5 protein-coding genes are annotated in these 18,324 nt (G+C 70.9%); all 5 read right to left on the bottom strand.

Annotation, left to right across the window (positions count from 1 at the left end):
* The coding region (locus tag ACGF3C_RS31325; RefSeq protein WP_393227309.1) for an amino acid adenylation domain-containing protein at positions 1 to 11,070 on the bottom strand (11,070 nt) is incomplete at its 3' end.
* Positions 11,067 to 16,064, bottom strand: coding sequence for an amino acid adenylation domain-containing protein (locus tag ACGF3C_RS31320; RefSeq protein WP_393227307.1), 4,998 nt, complete (start codon positions 16,062 to 16,064; stop codon positions 11,067 to 11,069). The genes ACGF3C_RS31320 and ACGF3C_RS31325, both read right to left, overlap by 4 nt.
* A gap of 48 nt (positions 16,065 to 16,112) precedes the next feature.
* On the bottom strand, positions 16,113 to 16,319 hold the full coding sequence (locus tag ACGF3C_RS31315) for an MbtH family NRPS accessory protein (RefSeq protein ID WP_357221813.1): 207 nt from the start codon (positions 16,317 to 16,319) through the stop codon (positions 16,113 to 16,115).
* Positions 16,316 to 17,350: a 2,3-diaminopropionate biosynthesis protein SbnB gene (sbnB, locus tag ACGF3C_RS31310; RefSeq protein WP_393227306.1), complete on the bottom strand. Its 1,035-nt coding sequence runs from the start codon at positions 17,348 to 17,350 to the stop codon at positions 16,316 to 16,318. The genes ACGF3C_RS31315 and sbnB overlap by 4 nt, the downstream gene beginning before the upstream one ends.
* Entirely contained in the window at positions 17,344 to 18,312 is a 969-nt protein-coding gene (gene sbnA / locus ACGF3C_RS31305; RefSeq protein ID WP_357221819.1) for a 2,3-diaminopropionate biosynthesis protein SbnA, read from the bottom strand. The genes sbnB and sbnA overlap by 7 nt, the downstream gene beginning before the upstream one ends.
* Positions 18,313 to 18,324 lie beyond the last annotated feature (12 nt).

Raw genomic sequence — 18,324 nt, 5'->3', positions numbered from 1 at the left:
CACACCCACCGACCGCAAATACCGAGCCAACCTGTTCGCCGCCGCATTCAACTCCGAATACGACAACGACACCCCACCATCACCAATCGCAACCGACCAACCAGCAGAGGCAGCCCTCGACTCGAACGCCGAGAACGCCACCCCGGAGACCGACGCCACCGGCCCCACACCCACCCGGGACAACCATCGCGCCTCATCGGATGGCACACACACCACCCGCGAATCCCCACCCGGATCCGCCACCATCGACTCCAACACCACCCGGAACATCCCCGCCAACCGCACCAAACCCGCCCCGCCAAACACCCGCCCATCAGCCACGAGGTCGAGGAATCCGCTGGCCGCGGTGACCTGGAGGGCGAACTCGGTGCCACCTTCACCGGCGACGGCTTCGAAGCCGACCTGCTCCTCGCTGTCGGTGTTGGCACGCCGGAATTCGGTGTAGTCAAAGACGACGTCGATCGGGTGCGTGTCGGCACCCGTCAGCCTGCGCACCGCCGGCAACGGAAAGCGCCGATGCGGCCACAACTCCACCTCACCGTCGAACACCGACCGCACCAGATCACCCCACGAACCCCCACCCCGCTCATGACCAAACGGCAACACATTGATGTACATCCCATGCACACGCTCCGCACCCCGCACCTCCGGCCGCGCATCACACACCAACCCCGTGTAAAAACGCCGCTCCCCCGTCAACTGACTCATCACCTTCAAATGAGCAGCGTGCAGAACAGCCTTGGGTGACACCTCGAGCGTCGAGGCCAGGGCGCGGATCCGTGGGTCGAGGTCCTGGTAGCTGATCCGGTGCCGCAGCACCGTCCCGGGAGTCGCGGACGCCTCGCCCCAGCCCGACGGCGGAACGAACCTGGCGTACTCGGAAGTGATCTCCCGCCAGTACGCCTCGTCGGCCGCCGAGGCCAGCGCGGCGCGCTCGCCGGCGACGAAGTCGGCGTACCGGACCGCGGTCGGTTCCGGCGCCTCCGGCGTCATGCCCACGCACCGCCGCTCGTAGCAGCTGAGCAGCTCGGCCAGCAGGGCGTTGAGGTCCCAGCCACCTGTCACCAGGTGGCTGATCGCCACGGTGAGCCACCATCCGCCGTCGGTGCCGACGTGAGCGCTGACCCGCAGCAGCGGGGCGGGGTGCTCGGCGTCGAACGGTCGGGCCCGCTCGGCCTCGACGTAGCCGCGCAGGTGCGCCTCGGCCCGCTCCTCATCCAGGCGCAGGATCCGTACGTCGACGGGGGCCTGGGCGTGCACGAGTTGAAGCGGCACCGAGTAGGTGTGCGGGTCGAACGACGTACGCAGGGTTTCGTGCCGGTCGACGATGTCGTGCACCGCCGACGTGAGCGCTTCGGCCGAGAAGGACTGGCGGCTGTGCACCCGGAAGCAGCGGACGATGTGGTACAGCGACCGCGTCGGGTCCTTCTGGATCTCCACCAGCATGCCGAGTTGCACCTGGGCGATGGGGTACGCGTCGGTGAGGCCGGCGGGCAGGGCGGCCCGGTCGGCATCGTCGAGCAGCGCGAACGGGGCGACCGGCTGGAACTCCGGTGCGACCTCGGCGGCGTCCTTGGCCGTCAGGTGCGCGGCGAGCGCGGCAACGGTGCGGTGCACGAAGACGTCTCGGACGCCAACGGGGAATCCGGCTCCCCGAAGGGCGCCGACCAGGGCCACCGCGCGTAGTGAGTCGCCGCCGAGGTCGAAGAAGCTGTCCACGACACTGACCGTGTCGAGGGTCAGCACGCGTGCCCAGATCTCCGCGAGCTGCTGCTCGAGTTCGGTGCGGGGAGCCACGTGCACCCGGCCGGTCTCCCCGACGGACGCGGCCAGGGCGGCCCGGTCGACCTTGCCGTTGGCGTTCAGCGGGATCGACTCGACCGCCACCAGGTCCGCCGGGATCATGTACTCGGGCAGTCGACTCGCGCACTCCTGCCGCACCCGGGCCGCCAGTTCGGCGTCCGGTCCTTCCGGGACATAGAAGGCGAGCAACCGCGCCTCTTCCGGATGGACCAGAGCCACCGTGTCGCGGACTCCGGTCACGGCGCCGATCACCGATTCGATCTCGCCCAACTCGATCCGGTATCCACGGACCTTCACCTGATGATCAACCCGGCCGACGAACTCGACAGCACCATCGGCCAACCGACGAACCAGATCCCCCGTCCGATACAACCGCGACCCCACCGACCCGAACGGATCCGGCACGAACCGATCCGCCGTCAAACCCGACTGACCCACATAACCCCGAGCAACCCCCACACCACCCACGAACAACTCACCAACCACACCCACCGGCACCAGATTCATCCACGAATCAAGCACGAACATCCGCATACCCGGCAACGCCCGACCAATCGGCACCACCGGCAACGTCTGCTCCACCCGAACCGGAAAAACACACGTACCCACCGACGCCTCCGTCGGCCCATACTCATTAATCAGATTCCCCGGACCCAGAATGCCCAACCACCGGTTCGCCAACGCCGCAGGCAAACCCTCACCCGCAACCACCACCACCGGCGCCAAACCCACCAACCGCTCATCCGACAACTGCCGACCCAGAATCTCCAAATGACCCGGCGTCAACTTCACAAAACTAAACGGAGCCGCCGCCGACAGCACCGACCCCAACTCCGCCAAATCCAAATCCTGATCCACCATGAACACCCGCTGGCCCACCACCAACGGCGCCCACACATTCGGCACCTGCAAATCAAAAGCCACCGACGAAAACACCGCCGACCCACCAGAACCACGACCCGCCAACTCCACCGACGCCCACCGAACATGATTCGCCAAACCCCGATGCGTAACCTGCACACCCTTCGGCCGACCCGTCGAACCCGACGTGAAAATCACATACGCCACATCATCCAGATCCACCACACCCGGCAACACCACCGACTCCACCTGCGGCACAGAGTCGACGGTCAGCACCTCGACGCCGGGCGCGAACCGATCCGCGTAATGCGCCGAGGTCACCACACGAGACACACCGGCATCGGCCAGCATCGAGGCGATCCGACCGGCCGGATACGACGGGTCCAGCGGCACGAACGCCGCCCCCGCCTTCCACACCCCCAGCAGCGCCGCCACCAGATCAACACCCCGATCCAGCAGCACCCCCACCACCGAACCCCGAGAAACACCCCGCGAAACCAACCACGACCCCAGCACCACGGCCCGCGCATCCAGCTCCGCGAACGACACACCGTTCACCGCCTCGCCCGACGGCACCGCAGTGACCTGGCGCTCAACAGCCGCCAGCACCGACTCCGACACGGGCTCCACCGCGCCGTCACGATCGGCCAACACCACCGACACCTCACCGGCCGGCAGACACACCACGCGCGCGTCCCCACCCGGGTCCGCCACCATCGCCTCCAGCACCGCTCGGTACATCGCGCCCAGGCGCAGGACGTTGGAGTAGCTGACGACATGGGGGTCGCTGAGGATGCTGAGCGTCCCGTCCAGGGTGGAGACGTGCAGGTCGAACTCGCTGGACGCCTCGTAGACGGCGTCGTCGAAGCCAACCCGGTCGGTGTCGACCTGCGCGAAGTCGAGGTAGTTGAAGAGGATCTCGATGGGCCGGTCGCCGTCGGTGAACCGCTGCACCGACGGCAGCGGGTAGTGCCGGTGCGGCCACAGCTCCACCTCGGCGTCGAAGGTCTGCCGGATCAGCTCCGTCCAGGTGGCCGCCGGGCCACGGTGCACGATCGGCAGCGTGTTGAGGTGCATGCCGTACACCTGGTCCGCGCCGGTCACCTCGGGCCGCCCGTGGCAGACCAGGCCGCTCGTGAAGACGGGCTCGACAGTGATCTGGCTCATCACCTTCAGGTGCGCGGCCAGCAGCACGCTCTTCAGTGCGGTGCCGGTGCTGCTGGCCAGGTCCCTGAGCCCGTGGAGCAGGTCGTGCAGCGGCACCCGGGTGCCGCACTGGAACTGGGGGTCGGAGTCGGGGGCGCCCCACCCGGTGGGCAAGGCGAAGCGCGGGTACGCGACGACGCCCCGCCAGTACGCCTCGTCCTCGGCGGAGGTCAGCGCGGCCAGTTCCGCGGCGACGAAGTCGGCGTAGCGCACGGGCAGCGCGTCGACGGGCACCGGAGCACCGGTGTCCCGCAGCCGCCGGTAGTTGTCCAGGATCTCCATCAGGAGGGAGTGGTGGCTCCAGCCTTCGAGGATGCCGTGCGACATGGTCAGCACGAACCACCAGGCGGTGCCCTCACCGATCGCACCGGCGACGCGCATCTGCGGGACCTGGTCCGGCGGGAACGGTCTGGCCCGCTCGGCGGCCATGAAGGCGCTCATCCGGGCCTCGGTGTCCGGGCCACGCAGGTCCAGCTCGGTGACCTCGATCGGCACCTCGGCGTGCACGAGTTGCAGCGGCACCGAGTAGCCGTTCAGGTCGAACGACGTACGCAGGATCTCGTGCCGGTCGACGACCGTCTGCACGGCGCGGCGCAGCGCGTCGAGGACCAGCGGCTGCTCGTCGTGGATCGGGAAGGCCGAGACGTTGTGGTACGTGTGCCGCTCGGTGTCGGTCATCGTCTTGACGAGCATGCCGAGCTGGACCTGGGCGATGGGGTACGCGTCGGCGAGGCCGGCGGGCAGGGCCGCCCGGTCGGCGTCGTCGAGTAGCGCGAACGGGACCACCGGCTGGAACGCCGGCTCGACGGGGGTCTGCTCCGCTTCGAGGTTCGCGGCGAGCGCGGCGACGGTCCGGTGCAGGAAGATGTCGCGCACCGAGGCGGGGATCCCGGCCGTACGCAGTGCGCCGACGAGAGCGATGGCGCTGATCGAGTGACCGCCGAGGTCGAAGAAGCTGTCGTCGACGCTCACCGTCTCCAGGTTCAGCACCTGCGCCCAGATGTCCGCGAGCTGCCGCTCCAGGTCGGTACGCGGGGCCAAGTGCACCCGCCCACCACCGGTCACCGACGCGGCCAGGGCGGCCCGGTCGACCTTGCCATTGGCGTTCAGCGGGATGGACTCCACCGCCACGAGGTCCGCCGGGATCATGTACTCCGGCAGTCGACTGGCGCATTCCTGCCGCACCCGGGCCGCCAGTTCGACGTCCGGGCTGGCCGGCACGTAGAACGCCAGCAGCCGGGACTCGTCGCCGTGCACCAGCGCCACCACATCACGCACCCCGGCCACCGAGCCGATCACCGACTCGATCTCGCCCAACTCGATCCGGTATCCACGAACCTTCACCTGATGATCAACCCGGCCGACGAACTCGACAGCACCATCGGCCAACCGACGAACCAGATCCCCCGTCCGATACAACCGCGACCCCACCGACCCGAACGGATCCGGCACAAACCGATCCGCCGTCAAACCCGACTGACCCACATAACCCCGAGCAACCCCCACACCACCCACGAACAACTCACCAACCACACCCACCGGCACCAGATTCATCCACGAATCAAGCACGAACATCCGCATACCCGGCAACGCCCGACCAATCGGCACCACCGGCAACGTCTGCTCCACCCGAACCGGAAAAACACACGTACCCACCGACGCCTCCGTCGGCCCATACTCATTAATCAGATTCCCCGCACCCACAATGCCCAACCACCGGTTCGCCAACGCCGCAGGCAAACCCTCACCCGCAACCACCACCACCGGCGCCAAACCCACCAACAACTCATCCGACAACTGCCGACCCAGAATCTCCAAATGACCCGGCGTCAACTTCACAAAACTAAACGGAGCCGCCGCCGACAACGACTCCCCCAACTCCGCCAAATCCAAATCCTGATCCACCATGAACACCCGCTGACCCACCACCAACGGCGCCCACACATTCGGCACCTGCAAATCAAAAGCCACCGACGAAAACACCGCCGACCCACCAGAACCACGACCCGCCAACTCCACCGACGCCCACCGAACATGATTCGCCAAACCCCGATGCGTAACCTGCACACCCTTCGGCCGACCCGTCGAACCCGACGTGAAAATCACATACGCCACATCATCCAGATCCACCACACCCGGCAACACCACCGACTCCACCTGCGGCACAGAGTCGACGGTCAGCACCTCGACGCCATCGGGGCAGCGGTCCACGTGCCCCGACGACGTCACCAGCACCGACGCGCCCGCATCGGCCAACATGGCCTCCACCCGGCCCACGGGATACGACGGGTCCAGCGGCACGAACGCCGCCCCCGCCTTCCACACCCCCAGCAGCGCCGCCACCAGATCAACACCCCGATCCAGCAGCACCCCCACCACCGAACCCCGAGAAACACCCCGCGAGACCAACCACGACCCGAACGTCACCGCCCGCGCGTCCAACTCCGCGAACGACACACCGTTCACCGCCTCGGCCGACGGCACCCGGGAGACCTGCTCCTCGAACCACTGAAGGACCGAGCCCGACACCGGCTCCACCGCGCCGTCACCATCGGCCAACACCACCGACACCTCACCCGGCGGCAGACACACCACCCGCGCGTCCCCACCCGGGTCCGCCACCATCGCCTCCAGCACCACCCGGTACATCGCGCCCAGACGGCGCAAGGCATCGTGGCCGACGTGCCGCTGGCTGGCCTGGAGGGTGAGGAATCCGAGCCGGCTGAACACGCCGAGCGGGAACTCGGTGGGGCTGTCGTCGATGGACTCGGCGTAGTCGATGTCGTCGGTGTCGATCTGGTGGAAGTCGTGGAAGCTGAACCGCACGTCGAGCATGCGGGCGTCCTCGCCGACCTCCCGCTGCAGGGTGGACAGCGGGTAGCGCCGGTGCGGCCACAGCTCCACCTCGGCGTCGAAGGTCCGCTGGATCAGCTCCGACCAGGTGGCAGCCGGCCCGTCGTAGCCGACCGGCACGGTGTTGAGGTGCATGCCGTACACCTGGTCGGCGCCGGCTGCCTCGGGGCGGATGTTGCAGACCAGCCCGGTGTAGAAGCGCTCCGCGCCGGTGAGCTGGCTCATCACCTTGAGGTGCGCAGCCAGCATGATCGACTTGAACGGCACGCCGAGGCGCCGGCCCAGGTCGCGCAGCGCGGATTCGAGGTCCTGCACCGGTACCCAGTGCTCGTGCTTGGCGCCCTCCGGTGCCTCGGGGTCACCCCAGCCGGTGGGCAGGTCGTGACGGGCCCGACCGGTCAGGACACCACGCCAGTACGCCCGGTCGGCGTCACCGGCGACCGACCGCCGTTCGGCAGCGACGGCGTCGGCGAAGCGCACCGACGGGATGGGCCGCGGTGACAGCGGCTCTCCGGCCCGGATCTGCTGGTACGCGCGGACCAGCTCCATGATCAGCGAGTGGTAGCTCCACCCGTCCAGGATCGGGTGGCACTCGGTGATGGTGAGCCACCAACTGCCGTCGGCGCAGGTCCTGGCGTGCAGCCGCAGCAGCGACGGGCGATCGAGGTCGAACAGACGGGCCCGCTCGACCGCGATGTGCTCGCGCAGCTCCCGGTCCAGCTCGGCCCGCTCTGCGGCAGGGCTGTGGTCGTGCGTGACGGCCAGCTCGGCGGTGGCGTGCACCAGCTGCATGGGCATCGAATAGCTGGTCAGGTCGAACGAGGTACGCAGCACCTCGTGGCGGCGCACCAGCAGTGCCGCGGCGGCACGCAGCGCGTCCAGGGAGAACTCGCCTTCGCCACGGACCCGGTAGCTGGTCACGTTGTGGTACGGGTTCTGCTCGGTGTCGGACAGCAGCTCGACAAGCATGCCGAGCTGACCCTGGGTGCACGGGTAGGCGTCCACCAGGCCGGCGGGCAGCGCGGCCCGGTCCGCCTCGCCGACCAGCTCGAACGGGGCGACCGCAGGCTCCGGCTCGGCGGCCGGCCGTGCGGTGAGCAGTTCGGCCAGCTCGGCGACGGTACGCCGCTCGAAGATGTCCCGGACCTCGACGTCGAAGGACGCCTCACGCAACGCGCCGGCCAGTGCCACCGCGCGGATGGAGTCGCCGCCGAGATCGAAGAAGCCGTCCTGCACACCGACCCGGTCCAGCCCGAGGGTGGCGGTCCAGATGTCAACGAGCTGCTGCTCCACAGTGGTGCGTGGGGCCACGTACGGGCGGTCGACGGCGGCCACCGAACGGCCCGGTGCGGGCAGCGCGGCCTGGTTGAGCTTGCCGTTGACGGTCAGCGGGATCCGGGGCAGCGGCATGAACGCCACCGGGATCATGTAGTCCGGCAGCGTCCGGCCGAGCGCCGTACGCAGCTGTGAGGGGCGCAGCAGCGTCGAGGTGTCGTCGGCCACCAGATAGGCGGTCAGCCGCTGGTCGCCCGGGTTGTCCTCGCGCAGCACCACGACCGCGTCCCGAACGCCGGGCAGGACGGTCAGGGCCGCCTCGATCTCGCCCAGCTCCACCCGGTAGCCGCGGATCTTGACCTGGTGGTCGATGCGTCCGACGAACTCCAGCCGTCCGTCGGCGTACCGGCGGGCGAGGTCGCCGCTGCGGTAGAGCCGCGAACCGGGCGGCCCCCACGGGTCCGGCACGAACCGCTGCGCGGTGAGGTCGGCGCGACCGAGGTAGCCGCGGGCGACACCCGGGCCACCCACGTGGATCTCGCCGGGCACACCGATCGGCACCGGTCGACCGTCGGCGTCGAGCAGGTGGACGGTGAGGTCCGACAGCGGTACGCCGATCAGGCTGGCCGTGCCGCCCACCTCGTCGGCGGTGACCCGGTGGTACGTGGTGTGCACCGTGGTCTCGGTGATCCCGTACATGTTGATCAGGTGCGGCGCGTCCACGCCACGGCCGGCCACCCACGGTGCCAGGTCGGCGAAGTCCAGTTTCTCGCCGCCGAAGGTCACCACCCGCAGGGCGAGCCGGTCGATCCGGGCGTCGCCGTCGGCCGCGAGCCGGACCAGCGCGCGGAACGCCGTGGGCGTCTGGCAGAGCACCGTGACCCGCTGTGCGATCAGCTCGTCGAGCAGGTCCTGCGGGGACCGGGCCAGCTCGCGGGGCACCACGAGCAGCCGACCGCCGTGCAGCAGGCAGCCCCAGATCTCCCAGACGGAGAAGTCGAAGGCGTACGAGTGCAGCAGCGTCCACACGTCGTCCGGGCCGAACCGGTAGTCGGCGGCGGTGACGGTCAGCAGGCGCAGCACCTGCCGGTGGGCCACCGCGACACCCTTGGGGCGGCCGGTGGAGCCCGAGGTGTAGATGACGTAGCAGAGGTTGTCGACGTCCATGGGCACGGCCGGGTCGACGGTCGGCTGGGCGGCCAGCTCGGCGACGAGGTCCGGGTCGTCCAGCAGCACCACGGTCCCACCGAAGTCGGCGAACCGGTCGCGGTGGGCGGTGGTGGTCAGCACGATCTCCGCCCCGGCGTCGTTGATCATGAAGTCGAGGCGCTCGTCCGGCGAGGCCGGGTCGAGGGGCAGGTACGCCGCGCCGGACTTGAGCACGCCGAGCAGGGCCGGCACCAGTTCGGGGGCGTGGTCGAGATGCACACCGACCAGCCGCTCCGGGCCGGCACCGTGGCCGCGCAGCCAGTGGGCGAGCCGGTTGGCGTCGGCGTTCAGCTCGGCGTAGCTGCGGGTGGTGTCGCCCGCCGTCACCGCAGGAGCGTGGGGGTGGGTGGCCGCCATCGCCTCGAAGACGCCGTGCACGGTGCCGGTGACCGGGTCTGCGGTGACCGGCCCCCGGGTCACCACGGCCAGCTCGGCGGCACCGAGGATGGCCAGGTCGGACAGTCGGGCCGTCGGGTCGGCCGTCACCTGCTCCAGGAGCCGCACCAGGTGGTCGGCGGCGCGCTCGACGGTGGCCGGGTCGAACAGGGCGGTGGCGTACTCGATCCGGCCGCGCAGCCCGCCGTCGACGCCCTCCATCATGTGCAGCGTGAGGTCCACCTTGGACGTGCGCAGGGGCAGCTCGACCGGCTCCACGCGCAGGTCGCCGGGCCAGTCGGTGGTGGGCGGCTCACTCTGAAGAGTGATCGCGACCTGGTAGAGCGGGGTACGGGACAGATCCCGCTCCGGCTCCAGCTCGTCGGCCAGCAGCGCGAACGGGGCGTCGGTGTGGTCGAACGCGCCCAGCACGGTGTCCCGAGTCTGCGCCAGCAGAGCGGCGAACGAGGGGTCGCCGCTCCACCGTGCCCGCAGCACCAGGTTGTCGATGCCGTACCCGACGAGGTTGTGCAGCTCCGCTCGGCTGCGCGCGGACGACACCGTACCCACGGCGAGGTCGGTCCGGCCGGTGTAGCGCGACAGCAGCACCTGGAAGGCGCTGAGCAGGGTGACGAAGACGGTGGTGCCGGCGTCGCGGGCGACGCCGCGCAGCGCGGCGGACAGATCGGCGCTCAGGGTGAACGGCACCGACGAGCCCCGCCAGTCCCGGCTCTTCGGCCGGGTCCGGTCGGCCGGCAGCTCCACCGGCGTCAGCCCGGCGAGCTGGTCGCGCCAGTAGTCGAGCGACCGGGCCACCGACTCGGCGCGCGACCGGCCGCGCTGCCAGGCGGCGAAGTCGGCGTACTGCACGGGGGGCACCGGCAACCAGGGCTCGACGCCGGCCCGCAGGGCGGCGTACAGCTCGGCCAGCTCCCCGGTGAGCACCGCGACCGACGGCGCGTCACAGGCGATGTGGTGCAGCACCAGGGCCAAGACGTGCTCGTCGGTGTCCAGCCCGACCAGCACGGCCCGCACCGGCCACTCCCGGGCCAGGTCGAACCCGTTGCGCGCGCTGTCGGCGAGCACAGCGTCGAGCGCCGCCTCCCGCTCGGCGCGGGGCCGGTCGGTCAGGTCCACCACCGGCAGGTCGCGGTGCGCCGGCGGGTCGATCACCTGGACCGGAGAGGTGCCGGCGAGGGCGTAGCGGGTGCGAAGGATCTCGTGCCGGGCGACCAGGGCGTCGAGTGCACGGCCCAGCGCGTCGGCGTCCAGCGGGCCGTGCAGCCGCAGCGCGGAGGAGACGAGGTATTCGGCGCTGGTGGGATCCATCCGGTTGAGGAACCACATCTGCTGCTGGCCGTACGACAGCGGCAGCTCCCCCGACCGGTCGACGGTCGGGATCCGGTCCCGGCGGCCGGTACGACGGCCGGCCAGGCGACGCTGGACGAGTTCTTCACGCAGGTTCGGCTCGTTGGCGATGCTGGTCATGCCGGGGACTCCTCGGATCGCGAAAGGTCGTGGGTGAGGTCGGCGGCGTCCAGCGCGTCGATTTCCGCTCGGATCAGGTCTTCGATGGCGATCGCCTGGGCACGCACCGTCGGGTGCTCGAACACCAGCCGGATCGGCAGGTCGAGGTCGAACTCCTCCTGCAGCCCGGCGATCAGCCGGGCGGCGAGCACCGAGTGGCCGCCCAGGAGGAAGAAGTCGGTGGTGGCGCCGATCCGCCCGTCGAGCAGTTCCGCCCAGTTCGCGGCGACCCGCTTCTCGACCACGCTCTGCGGCGCGACGAACTCGGTGGGATCGGCGGCGCCGTCGGCGAGTGCCGCGTCGAGCCGGCCGCGCAGCCCGTCCCGGTCGACCTTGCCGTTGGCGTTGAGGGGTATGCGCTCCACGGGTACGAACAGGCTCGGCACCATGAAGTCGGGCAACGGCCGGGCGCAGTACGCGGCCAGGTCGGTGGCCTCGCCGACGTAGAAGGCGACCAGGCGGTCCTGGTGGGCGAGGACCACGCAGTCGCGTACCCGGGGATGTTGGGCGACGACAGCGCTGATCTCGCCGGGTTCGATCCGGTAGCCGCGGACCTTGACCTGGTCGTCCACCCGACCGACGAAGGCCATCGTGCCGTCGGGTCGCCAGTGGCCCAGGTCGCCGCTGCGGTAGAGGCGGGCGCCCGGCGGGCCGAAGGGGTCGGGCACGAAGCGGTCGGCGGTCAGCCCGGGCCGCCCGACGTAGCCGGTGGCCAGGCACTCGCCGCCGATGTACAGCTCGCCGACGGCGCCGACCGGCAGCAGCCGCATCGCGTCGTCCAGGATCCGCACCACGGTGTTCGCCATCGGCCGGCCGATCGACACGATCTCGCTGGTCTGTGGTGCGACGACCGGGTACGCCGACATGATCACGGTGGTCTCGGTCGGACCATAGGAGTTGATCAGGCCGCCGGGGCCAAGCCTGTCGAGCCACTGGTTCGCCACCGACCCGCGCAGCACCCCACCGGCCACCCAGAGCTGACCGGCCAGCCGCTGCGCCTGCGCGGCGTCGACCTGCGCCGCCAGCAACTCCAGGTGCGGGGGCGTCATGATGAAACGGTCGTACGGGCCGGCGGTCAGCAGCAGCGCGCCGAGTTGGGTGAGGTCGAACTCCTGCGGAAGCAGGGTCACCGGCTGGCCGGCCACCAACGGTCCCCACAGGTTGGAGATCGACAGGTCGAAGGCGATGGTGGAGAACAGCGGAGCCCCTCCGCCGGCCTGGCGGCCTCCCCGGTCGCCGAGCGCCTCGGTCTCGGTGGCGCAGGCCAGGAAGTTCGTCACCGCCGCGTGGGAGAGCAGCACCCCCTTGGGGCGGCCGGTCGATCCGGAGGTGAACAGCACGTACGCCGTCTGCGCCGGGTCGAGATCGCGGGCCGGCGCGGTGGGCGGTTCGGCGCTGATCATCAGCCGGTGGGTGTCCACCTGGAGGGTGGGCACCCCGAACCGGTCGGCGTACCGCGAGTCGGTGATGGCGAGGCTGACGCCGGCGGTGTCGAGCAGGTAGCCGATCCGCTCGGCCGGGTACGACGGATCCAGCGGAAGGCATGCCGCACCCGCCTTCCAGCACCCGAGAATCGCGGCGACCAGGTCCGGTCCCCGCGCCAGCAGTACGGCGATTGTCGCGCCCGATCCGGCGTCGGAGCGGCGCAGATGGTTGGCGAACTGGTTGGCCCGGTCGTCCAACTCGGCGTAGCTGGTGCGCGCGTCGCCGTGGCGCAACGCCACGGCCTGCGGTGTCGCCGCGCGGCGCGCCTCGAACAGGTCGACCACTGTGGTGGCCGGCCGGGGCACCGTCGGCCCGTTCCACTCGTGCAGCAGCCGGTGCCGCTCCTCGGCGGAGAACGGGTCGAGCTGGTCCAGGCGGGCGTCCGGCTCGTCGGCGGCGGCGCGCAGCAGCCGGACGAAGTGGTCGGCCAGTCGTCGTACGGTCGCGTCGTCGAACAGCGTGGTGGCGTACTCCACGGCGCCGGCGAGGGAACCGTCCGGTTGCGGCCACAGGTGCACGGTCAGGTCGGTCTTGGCCACTGTGGACGCCCGCCGCAGCGCCTCGATCGTGATCGGGTCGTCGGCCACCCGGCCGGTGATCCCGCCCGCCTGGTAGTTCAGCGCCACCTGGTAGAGGGGGGTGCGGGACAGGTCCCGCTCGCCGACCAGGTCGTACACCACGCGGTCGAAGGGCAGGTCCTGGTGGGCCAGGGCGGCGACGGTCCGGTCGCGGACCTCCCGGACGGCCTGGGTGAAGCCGGCCGCCGGGTCCAGGGTGCAGCGCAGCACCACCGGGTTGAGGAAGATCCCGGCCGCCTGGTCCAGCTCGGTGGGCCGGTGCCCGGAGGTGGGGGTGCCGATCGGCACGTCCCACTGCCCGGTGTAGCGGGCGAGAAGCGTGGCGAAGCCGGTGAGCAGGGTCATGAACGGGCTGGCCGCGCAGCGCCGACCCAGCTCGGTCAGGGCACCGGCGACCTCCGCCGCGACGGTGAAGCCGAGCATCCTGCCCTGCGCGTCCCGCCGCGCCGGGCGCGGCCGGTCCAGTGGCAGCTCCAGCTGGGGCATCCCGGCCAGCGTCTCCCGCCAGTACACCAGCTCCCGTCCGACGACGTCGTCGGTGAGGTGCCGCTGCTGCCAGACGGCGTAGTCGGCGTACTGCACCCGCAGTTCCCCCAGTTCGGCCGGCCGGCCCCGCGCGGCGGCGTCGCACAGCTCCCGCAGGTCCCGTTCGAGGACGTCGGCGGTGCCGGCGTCGGACGCGATGTGGTGCACGGCCAGCACCAGCAGGTGATCACGGCCGGCGGCGACGGCCAGCCCGGCCCGCCACAGCGGGCCGGTGTGCAGGTCGAAGCCCCGGTCGAGCTGCGCGGTGATCAGTTCGGCCAACCCGCCGTGCCTGACGTCGCGGACCTCCAGGTCGACCTCTCCCGGCGGCACGACCTGCTGCCGGGCCACGCCGTCGACGACCAGGTAGCGGGTGCGCAACGGCTCGTGCCGTGCCTCGAGCGCGTGCAGGGCCGCTCGGACGTGGTCCGGGTCGATGGCGGCGGGCAGCCGTACGTGCACGGGGACGACCCACTCCTTGCTGCGCGGGTCGAGCTGGTCGAGCATCCAGAGCCGGTGCTGGGCGGCGGAGAGCGGCAGGGGCCGGTCGCGTCCCACCGGCGGCACCGGCGAGTCCGCCGGGGTGGCCGCCTCCACCAGCCGGGCCTGCGCGGCCACGGTGGTGTGGGTGAGCAGGTCGCGCAGCGTCACCGTGCCGCCGGCCCCGCTGAGCCGGCTCTCCAGCGTCAGCGTCAGCAGTGAGGAGCCGCCGAGTTGGTAGAAGTCGTCGTCGACGCCGACCTGGTCGACGTCGAGCAGATCCCGCCAGATGGCCACGACAGTCCGTTCGGCGGCGGTCCGCGGTGGACGCGGCGCGGGCCGGTCGAGAGGGTCGATGGCCGGCAGCGCGGACCGGTCGATCTTGCCGCTCGCGGTGAGCGGGAACTCCGCCACCGGCTGGAACACGGCCGGCACCAGCGCCTCGGGCAACCGGCCGACGCAGAACGCGCGCAGGGTCGCCGGGTCGAGTGATCGCCGACCGGCGACGTACGCGGCGAGCTGCCGGCGACCGGCCGGGTCGGTGTGGCCCACCACCGCCGCCGCCTGGACGTCCGGGTGGGCGGCGAGCACCGCCTCCACCTCGGCCGGTTCGATCCGTACGCCGTTGACCTTGAGTTGGTGGTCGGCTCGACCGACGAACTCCAGGCTCTGGTCAGCGCGCCACCGGACCTGGTCGCCGGTGCGGTAGAGGCGCTCGCCGGGCGGCCCGTACTCGTCGGGCACGAACCGTTCGGCGGTCAGGTCCGGCCGGTGCAGATAGCCCCGGCCCAGGTTGTCGCCACCGACGTAGAGCTCGCCGACCACACCCACCGGCACCGGTCGGCGGTCGGCGTCGAGCACCTGGACGCGGACGTTCGGCAGCGGCCGTCCGATCGGCACCGGCCCGGCCGGCTGCGCCGGGTCCACCGGGTGGGCGGTCACGTCGATGGCGCACTCGGTGGGGCCGTAGGTGTTCCACACCCGCACGTCGGGCGTGACCGCCAGCCGCCGGCACAGGTCGGCGTGCAACGGCTCCCCCGCCGAGAAGACCAGGCGCAGGCTGGTGCAGTCCGCCCAGCCGGGCTGGTCGACCAGCCGACCGAACACCGACGGCACTCCCTGGAGGACGGTGATCCGGTGCCGGACGACCGCGGCGACCAGGGCAGCGGGATCCCGGTGCGCCCCGTCCGGCGCGAGCACCACGGTGCCGCCACTGGCCAGCGGGGCGAAGAACTCCCAGCCCGCCGCGTCGAAACTGACCGACGTCTTCTGCAACACCCGGTCGCCGGGACCCAGGCCGTGCTCCCGGATCGTCCAGGTCACCCGGTTGCCGATTCCGCGGTGGGTGATCAGCACGCCCTTGGGCCGACCGGTGGACCCGGAGGTGTAGATGGCGTACGCCACCGAGTCCGGGTCGGGTGACGGCACCGCGGCGGTGTCCGTGCAGGCCGCGATCCGCGCCCGGTCGGCGTCCAGCAAGACAACCTGGCCGGGCGTCGCCTCGTCGCGCAACGCGTCGCGGGTGAGCAGCACTCCGGCCCCGCTGTCGGCGAGAAGCCACCGCCGCCGCTCGGCGGGGTGGGCCGGGTCCAGCGGCAGGTACCCGGCACCGGCACGCCACACGCCCAGCAACGCGACCACGAGGTCGACGCCGCGGTCCAGGTTGACCGCGACGAGCGACTCCGGACCGACGCCCAGCTTGGCCAGGTACCGCCCGAGCTGGTTGGCCCGCCGGTCCAGCCCGGCATAGTCCAGCTGCCCGGTGTCACCGCTCACCGCGATCGCGGTGGGGGTCAGCGCGGCCTGCCAGGCGATCAGCTCGGACAGGGTGCCCGCCCCATGGGTGGCGGCTGCGGCCTCGGGCGCCGCTGGCGGAACGATACTCATGGTGCTCCTCCGGGGGACCGGGCGCGGGCGTGGGATCGGATCAGGTGGTCAGGCCGTGGCCTGGGACTCCATGCGCAGGCGCAGGCTCAGCGGCCGCATGTCGGTCCAGATCTCGTCGATGCGGGCCAGGCACTCGTCACGGCTGCCCTCGGTGCCCTCGGCACGCCAGCCGGCGGGTAGATCCCGGTCGGTCCACCACACCGAGTACTGCTCCTCGTCGTTGAGCACCACTCGGTAGCTGCGGTTGTCCGTCATTGCCACTCCTTCAGGGATCCGGTGGACGCCACGGTGGCGTCCCCCACGGGTAGGAAATCGTCGACGCGTACGCCCAGGCGCCGCCGTTCGGCGGTGGCGCGGACGTGCTCGGCGAGCACGAGATCCAGCACGCCGAGCCCGAACGGGGAAACCACCACCGGTACGTCGTCGGCGGGCAGCCACGCCTGGCCGCCGGCCAGCGCGCCGACGGTGGCGTGGATGAAGTCCCGGCCGCCGGTGAGCTGCTCGGCCAACTGCACCGAGGTGCCCTCACGGCAGGCGTGATCGGGGTCGTCGACCACGTTGCGCGCGGTCCGCAGCCCCTCGGGGAGCAGGTCGCGCAGGGACAGGTGCAGCAGCACCGCGCCGGGTCGGCAGGCGGCCAGGTCGAGGTGGGGCTCGGTGGCGGTGGTGGCGATCGAGACCAGCCGGTGCGCGGCCATCGCCTCTTCGGCGGTCCCGGCCAGTGTCGTCGGCGTCCCTGGCAGCAGCGTCCGGGCGACCTCGGCGAAGGCCTCGGCCCGGCGGGGGTCGGTGTCGAACAGCGTCAGCGCCAGCGGAGGGGCGATGGTTCCCGCCACGAACCGCAGCACCTGCTGGTTGATCAACCCACAGCCGATCAGGGCCAGACCGTCCGGGCTGCGGTGCGCGGTGAGCAGGCCGGCCGCGAGCGCCGCGCTCGCCGCGGTACGCCGGGCCGAGATGACCGAACCCTCGACCAGGGCCACCGGGTGACCGGTACGCATCGAGTTCAGCAGGATCGCCGCGCTGGCCCGCTCCAGCCCCGCGTCGAGGTTGCCCGGGAAGGAGGAGATCCATTTGATGCCGCTCACCGGTGGGTCGGTGCCGAGGTAGGCGGGCAGGCCGATGATGCGGTCGCGGGGTTGCTGCGGGAAGCGCAGGAAGACCGAGTGCGGCAGGCTCGTGCGGCCCTGCTCGTGCAGCAGGTACGCGTGCCGAACCAGATCCACCACCCGGGCGTCGTCGCCGTCGAGGATGTCGCGCACCACTGCCCGACCGATGATCAGCACGTAGCGTCCTTCCACAGGTGGGTGATCTCTCCGAAGTGCCCGGAAACCCATTGATCGGAATAGATCGTGTCGAGGTAGCGGTCGCCGTTGTCGGGCAGGATCAGCACGGCGGTGGAGCCCGCCGGGATGTCCGCCATCCGTCGGCGCAGTGCGGCCACGGTGGCGCCGGAGGAGCCGCCGGCGAGGATGGCCTCCCGGTGCAGCAGCAACCGGCAACCGACCACGCAGTCGAGGTCTGAGACGTGCATGATCTCGTCCGGGGTGGCGTCGGCGGCCAGCGGCGGCACGACCGAGGCGCCGTGCCCGGGGATCAGCCGGGTCGCTGGCTCGTCGCCGAAGATGGCGCTGCCCACCGCGTCCACCGCCACCACCCGTGTGGACAGCCCGTGGTCGCGGAGGTAGCCGACGCAGCCGACCAGCGTCCCGCAGGTGCCGGTGGAACAGAACAGGTAGTCGATCTGCCCGTCGAGCGCGGTCACGATCTCGGCCATCGTCTGGCGCTGAGCTGCGGCATTGAGCGGGTTGGCGTACTGGTCCGGGCGGTAGGCGTGCGGGACCTGGTCGCACAACTCTTGGACGCGTCGCTGCCGGGCCGGCAGGTACTCGCCGGTGACCGGGTCGGGGTGCTCGACCATCTCGATCTCCGCGTGGTACGCGGTCAGGATCGCGAGGTTCTGCCGGGTGGTCTTCGGGTCGACCACGCAGATGAACCGGATCGCGTAGTACGCACAGACCTGAGCGAGGCCGATGGCCAGATTGCCCGAGCTGGACTCGACGACCACTGATCGGCCGGACACCAGCTCCCCGGATTTGACCTTGGCGCGCAGCATGCTCAGCGCGGTGCGGTCCTTGATGCTGCCGCCGGGATTGAAGCGTTCGAGCTTGACGAACAACCGGGAGGGGAACTCCGGAAACAACCGGACCAGCTGTACCAGCGGTGTGTTCCCGACCGTCGAGAGGATGCCCTCGCGCAC

It is taken from the genome of Micromonospora sp. NPDC047762 (genome assembly GCF_043204655.1).
Lineage (GTDB): Bacteria > Actinomycetota > Actinomycetes > Mycobacteriales > Micromonosporaceae > Micromonospora.
Note: the sequence above shows the minus strand (reverse complement) of the source record. Positions and strands in the feature narration are given on the sequence as shown.

Coding starts and splice junctions, on each gene's coding strand:
- ACGF3C_RS31320 (WP_393227307.1), bottom strand. CDS start 16,064: ATGAGTATCGTTCCGCCAGCGGCGCCCGAGGCCGCAGCCGCCACCCAT.
- ACGF3C_RS31315 (WP_357221813.1), bottom strand. CDS start 16,319: ATGACGGACAACCGCAGCTACCGAGTGGTGCTCAACGACGAGGAGCAG.